This is a genomic window from Oleiharenicola sp. Vm1, from assembly GCF_047777955.1.
GTDB lineage: Bacteria > Verrucomicrobiota > Verrucomicrobiia > Opitutales > Opitutaceae > Didemnitutus.
In genome coordinates, this window is record NZ_CP180537.1 from 938,910 (window position 1) to 955,048 (window position 16,139).

A 16,139-nucleotide genomic window follows, 5' to 3' on the forward strand; every position below is an offset into this window, starting at 1 on the left:
TCGCTCGGCCGCTTCCATGAGACTCGACATCCCGGCCGGCATCTTCGGCGGCTACATTTTCGACTGCGACGGCACGCTCGTCGACACGATGCCTCTGCATTACCGCGCGTGGAGCGCCGCGCTGCAGCGCCACGGGCTCCGCGGCGAGCTCGACGAGGAGCTGTTCTACTCGCTCGGCGGCGTGCCGACGCGGCGTGTGGCCGAGCTCATGGGGCAGCACTACGGCCTCGTGCTCGATCCGGAGCGCGTCTTCCACGAGAAGGAGGAGATCTTCCTCTCGATGCAGGGCGAGCTGCGGGTGATCCAGCCGGTGGTCGACTTCGCTCGCGCGGTGGCGAAGCGCGCGCCGGTGGCGGTGGCGTCGGGCGGGCCGAAGCCGATCGTGCGCCGCACGCTCGAGGTGACGGGCCTGGCGGAGCTGTTTCCGATCCTCGTGACGCCGGAGGACGTGGTGCACGGCAAGCCGGCCCCCGACATGTTCCTGCTCGCGGCGGCGAAGATGGGCGTCGCGCCCGCGGCGTGCCTGGTGTTCGAGGACGCCGATCCCGGTTTCCGCGCGGCGGAGGCCGCCGGCATGCCGTGGGTCCGCGTCGCCAGCCGCGGGCTCGCGCGCTGAGCCGCCGCGCCGCTCAGTTTTCCGCCAGGCGGCGGAGCACGATGGCGTCGCCGACCCGCAGGCCGGAGACGGCGGCGGCATTGCCGCGGTTGATGGCGAGCGTGAACCAGCCGTCGGCCTCGGGGAAGCCGAGCCACTCGTCGCGCTTCACCGGTGCGGGGGTGGTGGCGTAGAAGACGCGGATGACGCGCGGCCCGAGGACGAGGGCGAAGCGTGTGCGCGACTTGATGCCGAGGCGGGCGAGATCGGCGGGCTGGAAATTCACCACCAGATCGCCGGAGCCCGGCAGGACGGCGGTGACGCGGCCGGCGCCGGCGGAATTGTCCGGTGCGAACGCGATCTGCGACGGGCCGTTGTCGGGGGCGCGCGTGGCGTCGGCGTTGGGCGCGGGCGCGCGGCCCTCCTCGACCCAGCGGACGAGGGCGGCGAGCGCGGCGAGTTTCTCCCGCGAGTTGACGTTCGCGTGCCCGTTGCGCGCGACGTGCCAGAGCACGGGCGGAAAGGCGGCCTTGGCCGCGGTGGCAACGTAGCCGCGCGGAGCGGAGATCTCGGACTGGTTCGCCAGCAGGAGCAGCGGGCGGCGGGGCTGCAGGCTGAGGCCGAGAGTGGGCGGGGGCTCCTGGAGCTGGAAGTCCGGGCTGATCGCGACGGCCCCGGCGTAGTCGTCGGGCAGGGACTCGACCATGCGGGTGACGATGGCGCCGCCCATGGCCTCGCCGAGCAGGTAGACGCGCTGGGGCGGACCGTGCACGGCGGCGATCTGGCGGCGGAGCGTGTCGAGGTCGTCGATGGCGTCCTGGAGGATGACGCCGTTGCGGCGGAAGCTGGTGGTGGCGACGAGCCAGCCCTGGTCGAGCAGTGGGCGAGCGAGCGGCGAGTCGGCGGGCAGGCTGGCGTGGAGCGGCTGCTCGTCGCTGCGGTAGGCATGGGCCAGGAGCAGCACGCGGCCGTTCCAGCGGAGGGGCTTGGCGACGGTGTAGAGCGCGCCCGAATCGAGCCGGCCGGTCTCGACCACGACGTCGCCGGCGCGCAGGCCCGTGAATGCCAGCGAAAGGAAAACTAAAAGGCGGAAGGAGCGCACGGGTTTAGGTTTGAAGCGAACGGCGGGGCGCGGTGGGTTTCTGCCATGACCTACGCGGAGCTGGCGAACAAGGGCATTCTCACGCAGCCGGTGTATGAGCCGGGCAAGCCGATCGACCAGGTCGCGCGCGAGCTCGGGCTCGATCCCGCGACCATCGTCAAGCTGGCGTCGAACGAGAATCCGTTCGGACCGTCGCCGCGGGCGGTCGCCGCGGGCGAGAAGGCGCTGCGCGAGGCGAACCTCTACCCCGACGGCGGCTACTACGTGCTGCGCGAGCGGCTGGCGAGGCACTGGGGCCTGGGCATGGACCAGTTCGTCATCGGCGACGGCTCGAACGAGATCCTCGAGCTGCTCGGCCACGCGTTCCTCGCGCCCGGCGTCGAGTGCGTGATGCCGCAGGCGTCGTTCATCGTCTACAAGCTCGTGACCCTGATGTTCGGCGCGACGCCGGTGGAAGTGCCGCTGGCGCCCGGGCTGAAGCAGGACCTGGCGGCCTTGCGGGCGGCGGTGACGCCGCGCACGCGGCTGGTTTTCCTCGCCAGCCCGGCCAATCCCGTGGGCGCGACGAACACGGCGGAGGAGATCTTCGCCCTCGTGCGCTCGCTGCCGGAGCACGTGATCTTCGTGTTCGACGAGGCCTACGCGGAGTTCCTCGAGAACCCGCCGGACCTGCGCGTGCTGATCGCGGAGGGGCGGAAGGTGATCGGGTTGCGGACGTTCTCGAAGATCTACGGCCTCGCCGCGCTGCGGGTCGGCTACGGCTATGCGGCGAAGGAGCTGATCGCGATCGTGCAGCGCGCGCGCCAGCCGTTCAACGTCAGCGCGATCGCGGCCGCGATGGCGGTGGCGGCGCTGGACGACGCGGAGTTCGTCGCGATGGTGCGGCGCGAGAACCGCGCAGGCCTGGCGCAGCTCGGCGAGGGCTTCCGGAAGCTCGGCCTCGAGTTCGTGCCGGGGCAGGGGAATTTTCTCCTCGTGAAGGTCGGCGACGGCGGGGCGGTGTTCGACGCCCTGCAGCGGCGCGGGCTGATCACGCGGCCGGTGAAGCCCTATGGGCTGCCGGAGTGGCTGCGGGTGAGCGTCGGCACGCGGGAGCAAAACGCGCGCTTGCTCGACACTCTCGCGAACGTGCTGGGGCGGAGCTGAGCGGCGCCGCCGGCCCCCGGCGGATCAGAGGTTCCTGGCGGAGGCGAGGGCGTCGTCGCGCTCGATGCGCTGGCGCAGTTCGGCGAGGAGCGGCCGTTGTTCGGGGTGCAGGAGATACAGGTCGCTGCCGAGGCGACGGTAGACGAAGACGAGCACCTCGTGCGAGGGACGGCGGACGGCGAGGAACTGGCGGAGGTGGCCGGAAAGGGCGTCGATCTGGCCGAGCTCGGCTTCGAGGCGGACGAGGGCAGCCAGCGCGGGCTGGTTGCGTGCATCGAGTTCGACGGCGCGCGCGAGGACGGTGCGGGCGGACGGGACGCGACCGAAGGCGAGCAGGCGCGTGGCGACCGCGGAGAGGTTTTCCGCGCGCAGGTTGGGCTGGGCGAGGAGGTGTTCGAGTTGGAGCTGGGCCTCGTCGGCGTGCCCGAGGCCGAAGAGCGCGACCGCGCGGAGCCCGTCGAGGGCCGGGCCGTAGCGCGCGTCCGAACGGGAGCGGGAGGGGAATTGGCGGTCGAGCTCGGCGAGTCCCTCGGCGTAGCGACGGGCGGCGAGGCAGGCCTCGGCGTAGAGCAACGCGGGGGCTTCGGGCGGCCAGCGGTGCTCGGCGAAGACTTGCTGGATGCGGCGGGCGAGTTCGGGCTGGCCGGTGTTGGCGGCAAAATCCCCCAGGGCCAGCAGGGCCGACGCGTCGTGGGTGAAGAGCCGCAGATAGGTGTCGGTCTCGCGGTCGAGTTCGGCGGGACGGTCTTGGTCGTGCAGTTGCTGCAGAACGGCGAGGCGCGGGGCAGGGGAGAGGGGATCGTCGGCGAGCCGGAGAATCGCGGTGCGTGCGAGGTCCGGGGTGCGACCGAGGCGAGCGTGGATGCGCGAGGCGAGCGCCAGCGCGGCGGCTTGGGTGGAGGACTCGTTCAGGGCGGGCGTGAGTCGGGCGAGAGCGAGCTCGGGGTAGCCGCGTTCGAAGTCCCCGCGGGCGAGCAGGAGGGCGCCCTCGGCAGAGTCGGCGAGCCGATGGCGGGCGAGGATGCTCTCGGCACCATCGAAATCGCCCCGGTGAAAGGCAACGGCCGCGCAATGGAGCGCAGCCTGGCGGCGGACGGCAGGAGATCGGTGCCTCAGGAGCGGCTCCGCGACCTGGCGCAGCTCGGCGTCGAATTGAAACTCGAGCAGGAAGCCCAGGCTCAGGCGGAGATACTCGGGATTTTCGGCCAGGACCGGCAGGCCGCCGACGAGCAGATCGCGCGCGAGGTCCGGACGGCGCAGCTCCGTGTAGAGCCGGGCGAGCGCGATGCGGCCCGGAGCGTTGCGCGGTGATTTGGCGAGACCGACGCGGTAGAGGCGGACCGCGGTGTCGATGTCGCGGAGCTTGAGGGCCTCGGCCGCATCGCCGAGCGCACGATCGCCGATTGCGGTGCGAATGCTTCGCCATCCCCCGGGCGTCAGGGTGTCCGCGTAGCGAATATCGCTGAGATTCCTGGCGCGGGTGAGATAAAGCCAAACGCTTCCGCTGAGCAACAGACCGCACGCCAGCAGGGCCATCACGGCGACGAGAGTGATGCGATGCCAGTGCGGACGGAAACGCTGGGTGTCGACGTCGGCGGCGTCGATGCGACAGAGGAGATTTGGGATCATCCTCACGGGGATAACTCTTCGGTGACTAGGTGAGATGTTTTCCCTGTTCACGAGCCCGAAAACAGGCCTCAAAAAATGCCGGAAATAATCCTTGCTCGGGAAATTCTTTTGCATCTTCCTGATTCCACGTAGCTCGCTGACCTAGACACACCTTAAATTAGTATGAAAACACACGGACGTTTGCTCGCCCTGCTCGCGCTTGGCGCATCTTCACTCTCGGCTGCCCCCTTTGTGGCCCTCGGCGACAATGCTGAGCTCTTTCTCACCGGCGCGGTGGTGGTAAATTACGACGACAATATCTATCTGCGCCCCGGCACGAGCGCCCGCCCGGAGGTGAGCGATACTGTGTTCACGCTTTCGCCTGGTCTCGATCTGCAGTTCGGCCGCAATGCCGCGACTTCTGGCAATTTTTATTTCCGCCAAGACATTCTGCGCTATACCGACAATGACCAGCAGAATACGTCGTTGTCGAACGTTGGCTTTAATTCTCTCTACAACAACGGCAAGTCGAAGCTTGATCTCGGAGCCTCCTACTCGGAATCCGCCCAGAACGACACATCGGCCCCGGGCGACATCGTCGAACGCAACCTGACCAGCGCGCGCGCCCTCTCGGAGTTCGGTGCGACGGAGAAAACCTCGGTGGGCGTCGGTGCCAAGTTCGACAAAACCGACTACGTCGCCGGCCCAGGGTATCGCGACAGCAGCATCTGGACGCTGCCGGTTGATGCCTATTTCGAGTATTCTCCGAAGCTTCAGTGGAGCGTCGGTTATCGTTATCGCTCCACGGACCTCTCGGGTGCCGCGGTCGACAGCAAGGACCACTTCTTCAACATCGGTGCCCGTGGCGAGTTCACCCCGAAGCTCACCGGTCAGCTGCGCGTGGGTTATGGCCTGCGCAAACTGGACTCTGGCCGCGATGACTCCGATTTCGGCATCGATTCGAACTTCGTCTACACGTATTCGCCGAAGACTTCCTACACGATCGGCCTCTCGAACGATTTTGGTGCTTCGGCCTTGGGCGAGTCGACCAAGACGTTTTCGCTCAGCGCCGGCGCCAACACGCGGATCGATGATCAGTGGAGCTGGAATGCTAACCTTGCTTATCGCTCGATCGACTTCCCCACTCACTCGGACGACTTCGTCCAGGGTGGCGTGGGTGTCGCCTACATCCTGAGCAACGCGGTCAACTTCACCGCTTCCTACACGTATCGCAAGAACAGCTCGAACGACAGCAACTACGAGTTCGCGAACAACGTTTTCAGCATCGGCGCCAATCTCCGTTACTGAAGACTGTTTCAGGATTTCTCTGGACGGAAGAAGGTCGTTTGCGATCTTCTTCCGTTTCGCTTTTCTCATGAGACGTTTTCTTTTCCTCCCGACGGTGTGCCTCGCTCTCGTAGCCGGCGCGCTCGCGGAAGAGCCGCCGCCCGCTGCCAAAGCGGCGCCGGCTGTCGACTACACGCTGCAGCCCTTGGACCTTCTCCGCGTGATGGTCTTTCAGGAGCCTGACCTGGAGCGTCAGGTTCGGATCAGCCAGGAATACACGATCAATCTTCCGCTCATCGGCTTGATTGATTTGACCGGCAAATCCGTCCGTCAGGCCGAAGAGTTGATCCGTGCGCGCTACGACGCCGATTACCTGAAGAATCCCCAGATCACCATCACGGTTCTCGAATACACCCCTCGCACCGTGCAGGTGCTGGGAGCGGTCAATCAACCCGGGGCGATCGCGTTTACGCCGGAACAGCAGATGACGATCATGGAAGCGATCGCCAAGGCCGGCGGACAGGCGCGAGTCGCCGACATCCGGAAGGTTCGCCTCACGCGGGAGGGGCCGGACGGAAAGACCGAAATCTATACCATCAATCTCGACGATCTCATGAAGGGCAGTTCCACCGAAAAATGGGTGCTCCAGAAGGGTGATGTCATCTTCGTGCCGGAACGCATTCTCTAAGCCCATGGAACAGACGACCAAATTCGACAAGGGCTCGGGCTCTGGTGCCTATCCTTACACATACTACGGTAACAATTACGGCGGCTACGGTGGCAACGGCGGGTCCGAGACTACGATCCAGCGTGGCTTCCAGGACTACATGCTCATCCTCCGGGAACGCGTGTGGTATATCGTCGTCGTGTTCCTTCTCGTTCTGAGTTCGGTCGGCGTCTACACGTTCACCCGCACCCGTCTCTACCAGTCTACCGCTAGCGTGCAGGTGTTCCGCCGTGATCCGGTGGTCATGCAGGTGCAGGGCGTCGTCGATAACGAGATTCGTTCGGCTGAAGATTTGAATACGCAGGTCAAGGTGCTGGAGAGTCTAGCTATCGTCCAAGCCGTTGCGGATCGCCTGCAGGGAGAGGATCTCCGCCAGTTTCTCGCGCCTTATCAGAAATCCAGTAGCGACGAGCCGGTTTCTCCCGCTGGCATCATCCTCCTTAATCGCAAGATCGTCCCCGTGCGCCTGAGCCTGATCATTCAGGTGCAATACACGCATCCGGACCGCTTCGTGGCGGCGAAGATCGCGAATCTCTTCCTCGACGAGTTCATCGCGCACAATTCGCGCCTCCGCATCGAGGAATCGATGAAGGCCGTCGACGAACTCAAGATCCGCGCCGACCAGCAAAAGAAGAAGGTCGAGGAGCTGGCCCTCTCGCTCCAAGGGTATCGCGAGAAGAACAACCTCGTCTCGCTCGACCAGCGCAAGGACATCGTCACCGAGAAGCTCAAGGCGCTGAACACCTACGTCACGCAGACCGATTCGCGGCGCAAGGAGGCTGAGGTGCGCTGGAAGCAGGTGCAGGAGCGGCGCGAGCCGCTCACCGCGCTGCTCGACCTGCCGTTCATCTCGAGCCAGTCCCTGATCGCCCAACTCGTCCAGCAGGTCGCGGCACAGAAGATCGTCATCGCCCAGCTACGTGAGCGCTACCGCGACAAGCACCCGAAGATGATCGAAGCGATCAATTCGCTCAACCAGACCGAGGCGGAGCTCAACCGCGCCCTTGCCACTGCCGTCGCCATGACTGAGGCGGACTACCAGACGGCGGTGCGCAGCGACGAGCAGGCGCGCGCCTCCCTGGCCAAGCAGGAGTCCGAGTCGCTCGAGCTCGATCGCGCGGCCGTCGAATACTCGAACCTCGAACGCGATCTCCGCATCAGCGAGCAGCTGCTGGGGAACACCCTGGCGCGCATGAAGGAAACCTCGATGAGCAGCACCATCGAGACGCAAAACGCGCGCATCGTCGATCGCGCCGCGCCGGCGCTTAAGCCCTACTCGCCCAACATCCCGCTCAACCTCGCCCTCGGCTTCCTCGGTGGCCTGGCCCTCGGGACCGCCTTCGCCTTCTTCGTCGCCTACATCGACGACCGCGTGAAGTCCTCCTTCGACATCGAGGGCGTCATCGGCCTCCCGCTCGTCGGCATCATTCCCGAGATCAAGCGCATGGAGCAGCCCGACAAGGCGCAGATCGTCGTCAACAACCAGGACAAGCAGGTCGCCGAGTCCTTCCTCGCCCTGCACTCCAGCCTGCGCCTCAAGGACGAGAGCAAGAATGCCCAGTGCATCCTCACCACCTCGACCATCCCCGGCGAGGGCAAGTCGTTCGTCTCGACCAATCTCGCCCTGACGTTCGCCGCCCACGGCGAGCGCGTGTGCATCGTCGATTGCGACCTGCGAAAGCCGAACGTCCACAAATCGTTCCGCATCGAGAATCTCAAGGGCGTCATCGACGTCTGCGCCGGCACGGCGTCGCTGGATGATGTCACGGTCAAGAACCACCACCCCGGCCTGGACATCATTCCCGCCGGCGGTCGCGCCAAGAACCCGACCCAGATCCTCAACAGCAAGGGCTTCGAGGTGATGATCTCCGAGCTGCGCAAGCGCTACGACCGCGTGTTCTTCGACACGCCGCCGCTCGCGGCCGTGAGCGACGCGCTCATCATCCTCCCCCTCGTCGACGGCTCGATGTTCACGATCTACTTCAACCGCGTGCGTCGCAAGGCCGCGCAGTTCGCCGCCCGCCGCCTGCTCGAGGCGAATGTCCCCTGCTTCGGCGCGGTGCTCAACGGCCTCAATCTCACCGTCTCGGGCTACTACTACGCCCAATACTACGACAAGTCCTACAAGGACTACTACATCACGATGTCGAAGCGCGAGAAGGGCGAAGCCCCGCTGCGCTAGTGCGCCGCGCGCCGCTTTCCCGCCGCGCGCCGCAGCCGATCATTGATGGCCTCTCCCAAGGCACCGGCGCTCGCCGGTGCCTTTTCGCATACCAGCGCGGAAAAGCCCGCGGCGTCGGCCGCGCGCAGGACCGCGTAGAGCGAGCGTGCGGCGTCGTCCGCGTCCCCCGGCGGGTCAGCGCAAAAACGCCGGCCCGCGCGGCCGCTTGGGGCGGACGCTGCCAGTAAATCACGCCGGTCCTTTCCCCGACCGTGCGCGGCGCGCGGGCCACGAGCGTCAGCGGCGTGTGCGGGCTGTAATGCTGGTCGAGCAGCCCGGGCGCGAGCGTCCGTTCGCGGGCCTTCCTCCCGATGCGGGTCTTGATCCCGGCGCGCTCCAGCGCGGTCCGCAGGTCGGCCGCCGAGATGGCGCCCGGTCGCAGCACCACGAGCCGGGTGGGATCGGTCACGTCGGCGATCGTCGACTCCACGCCCACGGTGCAGGCGCCGCCGTCGAGCACGTGCGGGATGCGGCCGCCGAGTCCGTCGAGCACATGCGCGGCGGTCGTCGGGCTGACGTAGCCGAAGGGTTTGCGCTCGGCGCGGCGAGGGGCACGCGCGCGAGCGCCAGGAGCCGTCGCGCCAGCGGATGCGCCGGCGCCCGCACGGCGACCGTTGGCTGGCCGGAGGTGACGATCGCCGGCACGCACGCGCGCTTCGGCAGCACCAGCGTGAGCGGACCCGGCCAGAACGCCCGGGCGAGCGCACGCGCCACGGCGTTGAGTTCCGCCAGCCGTTCCGCCCCGCGCAGGTCGCTCACGTGCACGATCAGCGGATCGTCGGCCGGCCGGCGTTTCGCGGTGAAGATCCTCCGGCAGGCGCGGGCCTCGAGCGCGTTGGCCGCGAGGCCGTAGACCGTCTCGGTCGGGATCGCGACCAGTTCGCCGCGCCGCAAGGCCGCGGCCAGCCGCCGCAGTGCGGCGGGAGTCGGCGGGTGCACGCGGGTTTTCATTCGGCCAAACAAAAAGCCGGAGCGGCTGCTCCGGCTCAATGCGAAAGGAGGTCGAGCTCCGGCTTACTGCATCACCAGCATCTGGCGCGCGCGCTTGATCTTGCGCGTCACCTCACGCTGCTGCTTGGCCGACATGCCGGTATACTTGCGGGGGAGAATCTTGCCCGTGTCGGTGATGTAGCGGGACATCAGCTGCGGCTGGGTCATCGGAATCTCTTCCGGCTTGAGGCTCTGTTGCTTCTGTTCGGTGCTCATGGAGATTGGAAAAGGGGACGAGATGTTGCGGCCGGGCCTCCCCCTGTCAACGGGCATTTTTTAGCTTTGCCGCCTCGCCCCGCCCCGCCTTGCTTCCGTTGGGATTAGTCCCCGTAGCTCAACTGGATAGAGCAGCGGTTTCCTAAACCGCGTATCCCGGTTCAAGTCCGGGCGGGGGCGCCAAACCCGCGGCTACATCCCGCTGCGGAAGCGCTGGTGGTCGATCGCGCCGCTCGCGCGCACGCCGCGCAGCGCCGCGCCGTAGGCGCCGAGCACGCGCAGCGCATACCGCAGGCGCGTGCGGATCGTGGCATCCTCCTTCGCGATCCCTTCGGCGCCGTCGGGCGCGTTCAGGTTGCCCTCGACGTGCTGCACGATCACGTGCTCGGGGATCCACGCGAGTCGGTTGTTCTTCGTGCCGCTCATGCGCAGCTCCGCGACCGGATAGCTGCCGCCGCGCCCCGCCGACACGGTGACGATCAGGCCGGGCTTATGACCGATTTCGCCGGCCGTGCAGTTCAGGAGGAAATTCTTCACGCCCGGCGTGACCATGCCGTTCCACTCGGGCGTGACGACCACGAGCGCGTCGGCCGCCTGCAGTTCGCGCGAGATCGGGTCCCACAGCGCGTCCGGCGCGCCGCCGGTCGCCTCGTCCCAGAGCGGAAGCGGGTTGCCGCTCAGGCTGTAGAGGAACACCTCCGCCCCCGCGACCTCCTGCGGCAGCGCCGCCTGCACATAGTTCGCGACCTTCAGCGACTGCGACTCGGCGCGGTGGCTGCCGCTCAGCACGAAGAACTTCATGCGGGGCACGATGGCGAGCCGGGGCTTGCTTGCAAGCGGCCATCGCCCAACCTCTCCGTCGTGCCCAACTCGTTCGGCAAACTCTTCACCATCTCGACTTGGGGCGAGAGCCACGGCCCCTCCATCGGCGTCGTGATCGACGGCTGCCCGCCGCGCCTGCCGCTGGCGGAGGCGGACGTGCAGGCCGATCTCGACCGCCGCCGTCCGGGCCAGAGCGACATCACCACGCCGCGCAAGGAGGAGGACAAGGTCGAGTTCCTCTCCGGCCTCTTCGAGGGCTTCACCACCGGCCAGCCGCTCGCGCTGCTCGTGCGCAACGCCGACGCCCGCTCCTCCGCCTACGCGGAGATGAAGGACAAGTTCCGCCCCTCGCACGCCGACTTCACCTACCAGACCAAGTTCGGCCTCCGCGACCACCGCGGCGGCGGCCGTTCCTCCGCCCGCGAGACCGTCGGTCGCGTCGCCGCCGGCGCCGTGGCGCGCAAGATCCTCACCCTCGCCGGCAAGGTCGAGATCCGCGCCTTCGTCACGCACATCCACCACATCGCCGCGCCGTCGCTCGACCATTTTCCGACGCTGAACGAGGTCGAGGCCAACGCCGTCCGCTGTCCGCATGGCCCCACCGCCGAGAAGATGATCGAGACGATCAAGCAGGCCCGCTCCGAGGGCGATTCCGTGGGCGGCATCATCGAGTGCCGCGTGCGCAACGTCCCCGCCGGCCTCGGCGAGCCGGTCTTCGACCGCCTCGAGGCCGACCTCGCCAAGGCCATGCTCTCGCTGCCCGCGACCAAGGGCTTCGAGATCGGCAGCGGCTTCACCGGCACCCTGCTCAAGGGCTCGCAACACAACGACGCGTTCGTGGTCAAGCGCGGCAAGGTCCACACCGCCACCAACAAGTCCGGCGGCGTGCAGGGCGGCATCAGCAACGGCGAGGAGATCGTCTTCCGCGTCGCGTTCAAGCCCACCGCCACGATCATGCAGGCGCAGCAGACGGTCGACGTCTACGGCGGGCCGACCGAGCTGCTGGGCCGCGGCCGTCACGATCCCTGCGTCGTGCCGCGCGCGGTCGTGATCGTCGAGGCGATGACCGCGCTCGTGCTCGTCGACCACTGGATGCGCCACGCGGCGCAAAACCTGACCTTCAAGTTCTGACTTGTCGGGCGCGTGCGCCCGGATTCGTTCCGTTCGCGATGAGTTCCTCCGCCGCCTTTTATTTCATCCTCGGCACGCCCGGCTCGGGCCGCCGCGGCCTCGTGCTCGATCTCATCGAAAACGGCTTCGCCGCCGACGAGCCCGCGCTCGTCCTCCTCGCCGCCGGCGAGCCCGCCGACCCGGCCGACGAGAAGCTCGCCGCGCGCGCCAACGTCGAAGTGCGCCGCTGGTCGTGGAACGGCACCGAGCTGCCCGACCAGGAACTCCCCGCCCGGGGCGCCGTGTTCTTCCTCGCCGAATCGCGCGGCGATCCGATGAGCCAGCTCGAGGCGCTCAAGCCCTGGCTCGCTCGCCACCACGCCGAACTGGCGCGCATCTTCACCGTCGTCGACTGCCAGCTGGCCGAGAAGCAGCCGCCGCTGGCGGCCTGGTTCGACGCCTGCGTCTATTTCTCCGACGTCGTCTTCCTGGCCAAGCGCGAGGGCGTGGCCAACAAGTGGCTGAGCACCTTTATCCGCCGCTACGAGGACCAGGCCTACCCGGCGCACTTCGTCCACGTGAAGAAGGGCGGCCTGCCCAACCCCGCCATCGTGCTCGATCCGACGCCCCGCCGCGTCGCGCAATATTTCGACGAGGTCGAGGACCTCTCCGGCATCGAAATCGAGACTGACGACGAGGAGGAGATCGACGAGGACAGCGACCTGCCGAAACCCGAGCCGTATTTCGAGCGCAACCGCAGCGGCCGCCGGGTCAAGGAGCTCCCGGACATCCGCAACTACCTGCCAGACTGAGCGCCGCCGCTCAGCCGAGCTGCGCGGCGAAATACTCCAGCCGCACGCGCGGCGCCACGACCGCGAGCACCGCCTCCGTCGCGCTGCGCTGGCAAGCGAGCGTCGGCACCTCGACGAGCACGCAGCGCTTCACGCGCCGCGCGACGCCCAGCGGCGAGCTCAGGTGCGCGAAGGCCAGCACCGACTCCAGCGGCGACAAGCTCGGGTTGTAGGCCGCGTTGCCCGCGTAGCGTCCGGCGAATACCGCGCCGTCCGCGAACTGCAGCGCCACGCCGGCGAACTGCCCGGCCTTGTCGGTCGGGTAGGGGCGTAGCTGCGGCGCGCGGCGTCGAGCGCCGCCGCGGCCACCGCGTCGCCTTTCGCCCGGCCCGCCAGCTTCAGCGTCGGCGCCGCGAGCGCCGGGTCCATCAGGCCGCCGCGGATGCCGAGGTCGGTCGGGCCGAAAGAGTGGGGAGCAGCGCGCCGAGCCGCGTCGTGCTGAAGCCGCGGCGCGTGTCCGCCGGCAGCAGCACCGACAGCTTCGCCGCCGTGCTGAGCTCGTTGAGAAACTGCCGGCAATAGCCGCAGGGCGCCGCCGTCACCGCCAGCAGCGAGAGGCCGCGCTCGCCGTGCAGCCAGGCATGGTTCGTCGCGCATTGCTCGGCATGCACGGTGAAGCTCAGGGCCACGCCCTCGAACTCGTAGTTCGCGCCGAGATACAGCGCCGGGCTCGCCCCGCGCGCCGCCGGCAGGCCCGCGGCGACCGCGCCGACGCGGAAATGCGACACCGGCACCACCGCGTAGTGTTGCGCCAGCGGCAGCAGGCGCATCATCGCCGCGCCGAGGTCGCCCCCGACGCTCGCGCGCAGGCGGTCGACCAGCGCCGGCGCGACCACGCCGCCCTTTTCCCAGAGGGCGTCGAGATCGGCGCGCAGCGCGGCCGGGAAACGGGCGATCGCCTGCTGCCAGCTGGCGGGACGGGAGACGCGTTGGCTCATGCCGGCAGTCAACTCCGCCGCGCCGCGCCGGTCAATGCGCCGCCCCGATTTCCTTGCCCGAATTTCGGCCGCGGACTTGCGCGGACGTCGGCTACGCTTACAGCATGATCCAGCTCGACCATCCCGTGCCCCCGAACTCCGCCACGCACACGCTGCCGAATTTCCGCACGATGTATCGCGCGGTCCGCCGGCGCGACCCGGCCTACGAGGGCGTCTTTTTCACCGGCGTGAAGACTACGGGCATCTTCTGCCGCCCGACCTGCCGCGCCAAGTTTCCCAAGGAGGAGAACGTCGAGTTCTTCCCCTCCGTCACCGAAGCGCTCCACGGCGGCTACCGCCCGTGCCGCCTGTGCAAGCCCATGGACGCGACGCGTCCGGTCCCCGCGCTCGTCGAGCGCCTGCGCCGCGCGGTCGAGGAGGCGAAGGACGGACGCGTCACCGACAAGGATCTCGTCGCGCTCCGGATCGAGCCCTCCACCGCCCGCCGGCAGTTCAAGGCCTACTACGGAATGACGTTCCACGCCTACCAGCGCGCCCGGCGCATGGGCCTGGCGCTGCACGGCCTCAAGTCCGGCCAGCCCGTGGTCGAGGCGCAGCTGGCCACGGGCTACGAGTCGACGAGCGGCTTCCGCGATGCCTTCGCGCGGCTCTTCGGCGACGCCCCGCGCGAGGCGGCGCACAAGACCTGTCTGCTCGCCCGCCGCATCGAGACGCCGCTCGGCACCATGGTCGCGCTGGCCGACGATGCCGGCCTGCGCCTGCTCGAGTTCGTCGACCGCCGCGGGCTCGAGCGCGAGATCGAGCTGCTGCGCCGCCGCCTGAAATGCGTCATCGTGCCGGGCGATCACCCGACGCTCGCGGCCACGGCCGCGCAGCTCGCGCGCTACTTTGCGGGCGAATCACTCGCGTTCGACCTGCCGCTCGCGCCGGTCGGCTCGGCGTTCCAGAACCGGGTCTGGGCGGAACTCCGCCGCATCCCGCCGGCCCGCACCCGCAGCTACCTCGAGATGGCGCAGCGCGTCGGCGTGCCCAAGGCCGCGCGCGCCATCGGCCGCGCCAACGGCTCGAACATGATCGCGCTCGTCATCCCCTGCCACCGCGTGATCAACGCCGATGGCTCCTCTGCGGCTACGCCGGCGGCCTCTGGCGGAAGCAGCGCCTGCTCGAGCACGAGCGCAAGCACCAGCGCTGAGCGGACGGGCGTGCGAGCGCCCGGGCGTCGCGGCGTAACAGCCCTGTTACGGTCCGTTACTTTTCGCGCGCCGCGCCGGCGCAACAGTGCGCGTGCTGCCGCGCACTCCGTCTTCGCGCGGCGGGACAACCCTCCCGCGATGACAACTTCCTCCGCCCCTTCCGCTCGCACGCGCCCGCTCGGGCTGGCCCTGGCCCTCGCCGCCTGGCTCGACCTCGCCTCGCCGCGCGCCCGCGCCGACAACGCGCTCACCTACAAATACGAGGACTACAGCGAGGCGCATGACCGCATCGCGGTCACCACGCAAAGCGCGCTCATCGAGCAGGACCTCGGGTCCGACGTCCGCCTGAAGCTCCAGGGCGTCACCGACGCGATCGCCGGCGCCACACCGAACGGCCAGCCTGCGCCTTCGGGCAGCGATCAGGTCGTGCTCACGCACCTGAGCGAACGGCGCCACGAGTGGTCGCTCGACCTGTCGCGCCCGTTCGCGCACTGGAATCTCGCCGGCAGCTACGCCAACAGCCGCGAGAGCGACTACCGCTCGCAGGGCTGGTCGCTGAATGCGCTCGGCGATTTCAACGAGAAAAACACCACGCTCCTCCTCGGCCTCGGCGGCACGAGCGATGACGTGAAGGTTTTCTACCAGACGCCGTGGGCGCGGAAGCGCTCGCTCGATCTCGCCGCCGGCGTGACCCAGCTCCTCGACGCGAACACCTCCGTCGCGTTCAACCTCTCCGTCAGTCGCGCGACCGGCTACCTCAACGACCAATACAAACTGGTCCAGAAATCCGTCGAGGTCGGCCCGGGCATCTTCCTGCCGTTCACCTTCGGCGAGAATCGCCCCGACGCGCGCACGAAATGGACCGCGCTCGCTTCGCTCAACCGCGCCCTGCCGTCCGCCAACGCCGCCATCGAGGCGAGTTACCGCTTCTATCACGACACGTTCGGCACCAACAGCCACACGCTCGAGTTCTCGTGGCTGCAGAAGCTCGGCGCTCGCCTTGTGCTCATCCCGCACCTGCGCCTCTACACGCAGAGCGCGGCGGACTTCTATTTCTATCGTCTCGACGGCACGGACATCGTGCCCACCGGGGGCGCGCCGCGGCCGGGCGGGCCGTTCTACTCATCCGACTACCGCTTGTCGGACCTGCGCTCGAAGACGCTCGCGCTCAAGGCGGTCGCGACGCTCTCGCCGCGCTGGCAGCTCGACGCCGAGTTCGCGCGCTACGACATGCGCGGCCGCGACGGCGTGACACCGGCGAGCGCCTATCCGCGCGCGGACGTCGTCACCCTGGGCGCGAAGTTCTCCTGGTAACGCCGGTCTGCTCGCGCGC

At 68.2% G+C, this 16,139-nt stretch carries 15 protein-coding genes, 1 tRNA gene and 1 pseudogene; 9 read left to right on the forward strand and 8 right to left on the reverse strand.

The window, feature by feature from the left end:
* The first annotated feature begins 16 nt into the window (after positions 1–16).
* On the forward strand, positions 17–616 hold the full coding sequence (locus ACMYLB_RS05105; RefSeq protein ID WP_415909877.1) for an HAD family hydrolase: 600 nt from the start codon (positions 17–19) through the stop codon (positions 614–616).
* Between the two features lie 13 nt (positions 617–629).
* Here ACMYLB_RS05105 and ACMYLB_RS05110 read toward each other — a convergent pair whose 3' ends face one another.
* Positions 630–1,697 (reverse strand): serine aminopeptidase domain-containing protein, encoded by a 1,068-nt coding sequence (locus tag ACMYLB_RS05110; RefSeq protein ID WP_415909878.1) that lies wholly within the window; start codon positions 1,695–1,697, stop codon positions 630–632.
* A gap of 45 nt (positions 1,698–1,742) precedes the next feature.
* Here ACMYLB_RS05110 and hisC point away from each other — a divergent pair, with 45 nt between their 5' ends.
* On the forward strand, positions 1,743–2,843 hold the full coding sequence (gene hisC, locus ACMYLB_RS05115; protein ID WP_415909879.1) for a histidinol-phosphate transaminase: 1,101 nt from the start codon (positions 1,743–1,745) through the stop codon (positions 2,841–2,843).
* Positions 2,844–2,867: 24 nt separating this feature from the next.
* Here hisC and ACMYLB_RS05120 read toward each other — a convergent pair whose 3' ends face one another.
* Positions 2,868–4,472 carry a tetratricopeptide repeat protein gene (locus tag ACMYLB_RS05120; RefSeq protein WP_415909880.1) on the reverse strand — a complete coding sequence of 535 codons (1,605 nt, stop codon included), beginning with the start codon at positions 4,470–4,472 and terminating at the stop codon, positions 2,868–2,870.
* Between the two features lie 162 nt (positions 4,473–4,634).
* On the opposite strand from ACMYLB_RS05120, the gene ACMYLB_RS05125 reads away from it, so the two are divergent.
* The 3 genes from ACMYLB_RS05125 to ACMYLB_RS05135 all read left to right on the forward strand — a co-directional run bounded on the left by ACMYLB_RS05125 (position 4,635) and on the right by ACMYLB_RS05135 (position 8,647).
* Positions 4,635–5,759: an outer membrane beta-barrel protein gene (locus ACMYLB_RS05125; RefSeq protein ID WP_415909881.1), complete on the forward strand. Its 1,125-nt coding sequence runs from the start codon at positions 4,635–4,637 to the stop codon at positions 5,757–5,759.
* Positions 5,760–5,826: 67 nt separating this feature from the next.
* Positions 5,827–6,426 carry a polysaccharide biosynthesis/export family protein gene (locus tag ACMYLB_RS05130; protein WP_415909882.1) on the forward strand — a complete coding sequence of 200 codons (600 nt, stop codon included), beginning with the start codon at positions 5,827–5,829 and terminating at the stop codon, positions 6,424–6,426.
* A gap of 4 nt (positions 6,427–6,430) precedes the next feature.
* Complete coding sequence (locus ACMYLB_RS05135) at positions 6,431–8,647, forward strand: GumC family protein (RefSeq protein ID WP_415909883.1); 2,217 nt, start codon at positions 6,431–6,433, stop codon at positions 8,645–8,647.
* Here the strand turns inward: ACMYLB_RS05135 and ACMYLB_RS05140 are convergent.
* Both ACMYLB_RS05140 and rpsR read right to left on the reverse strand, forming a co-directional pair.
* Positions 8,644–9,677 (reverse strand): annotated as a pseudogene (locus ACMYLB_RS05140) (L-threonylcarbamoyladenylate synthase). The gene ACMYLB_RS05135 and the pseudogene ACMYLB_RS05140 overlap by 4 nt on opposite strands.
* Before the next feature lie 23 nt (positions 9,678–9,700).
* The gene (gene rpsR, locus ACMYLB_RS05145; protein WP_415909884.1) at positions 9,701–9,892 is read right to left on the reverse strand and encodes a 30S ribosomal protein S18; all 192 of its coding nucleotides are present in this window, start codon (positions 9,890–9,892) and stop codon (positions 9,701–9,703) included.
* 107 nt (positions 9,893–9,999) lie between these two features.
* On the opposite strand from rpsR, the gene ACMYLB_RS05150 reads away from it, so the two are divergent.
* A tRNA-Arg gene (locus ACMYLB_RS05150) sits at positions 10,000–10,075 on the forward strand.
* A 9-nt stretch (positions 10,076–10,084) separates the two neighbouring features.
* Here ACMYLB_RS05150 and ACMYLB_RS05155 read toward each other — a convergent pair.
* Positions 10,085–10,693 carry an NADPH-dependent FMN reductase gene (locus ACMYLB_RS05155; RefSeq protein ID WP_415909885.1) on the reverse strand — a complete coding sequence of 203 codons (609 nt, stop codon included), beginning with the start codon at positions 10,691–10,693 and terminating at the stop codon, positions 10,085–10,087.
* A 60-nt stretch (positions 10,694–10,753) separates the two neighbouring features.
* Here ACMYLB_RS05155 and aroC point away from each other — a divergent pair, with 60 nt between their 5' ends.
* Positions 10,754–11,845, forward strand: a complete 1,092-nt coding sequence (aroC, locus tag ACMYLB_RS05160; protein WP_415909886.1) for a chorismate synthase — start codon at positions 10,754–10,756, stop codon at positions 11,843–11,845.
* Between the two features lie 38 nt (positions 11,846–11,883).
* Positions 11,884–12,636, forward strand: coding sequence for a hypothetical protein (locus ACMYLB_RS05165; protein WP_415909887.1), 753 nt, complete (start codon positions 11,884–11,886; stop codon positions 12,634–12,636).
* Between the two features lie 10 nt (positions 12,637–12,646).
* On the opposite strand, the gene ACMYLB_RS05170 is transcribed toward ACMYLB_RS05165, so the two are convergent.
* From ACMYLB_RS05170 to ACMYLB_RS05180, 3 genes are read right to left on the reverse strand one after another with little or no spacing between them, the layout of a single operon-like run.
* Positions 12,647–12,907: a hypothetical protein gene (locus ACMYLB_RS05170; RefSeq protein ID WP_415909888.1), complete on the reverse strand. Its 261-nt coding sequence runs from the start codon at positions 12,905–12,907 to the stop codon at positions 12,647–12,649.
* Positions 12,796–13,044 carry a hypothetical protein gene (locus tag ACMYLB_RS05175; RefSeq protein ID WP_415909889.1) on the reverse strand — a complete coding sequence of 83 codons (249 nt, stop codon included), beginning with the start codon at positions 13,042–13,044 and terminating at the stop codon, positions 12,796–12,798. The genes ACMYLB_RS05170 and ACMYLB_RS05175 overlap by 112 nt, the downstream gene beginning before the upstream one ends.
* The gene (locus ACMYLB_RS05180; RefSeq protein WP_415909890.1) at positions 13,044–13,613 is read right to left on the reverse strand and encodes a hypothetical protein; all 570 of its coding nucleotides are present in this window, start codon (positions 13,611–13,613) and stop codon (positions 13,044–13,046) included. Before ACMYLB_RS05180 ends, ACMYLB_RS05175 begins: the two co-directional genes overlap by 1 nt.
* A gap of 104 nt (positions 13,614–13,717) precedes the next feature.
* Between ACMYLB_RS05180 and ACMYLB_RS05185 the strand changes: the two genes are divergently transcribed.
* Positions 13,718–16,120 carry a methylated-DNA--[protein]-cysteine S-methyltransferase gene (locus ACMYLB_RS05185; protein WP_415909891.1) on the forward strand — a complete coding sequence of 801 codons (2,403 nt, stop codon included), beginning with the start codon at positions 13,718–13,720 and terminating at the stop codon, positions 16,118–16,120.
* Positions 16,121–16,139 lie beyond the last annotated feature (19 nt).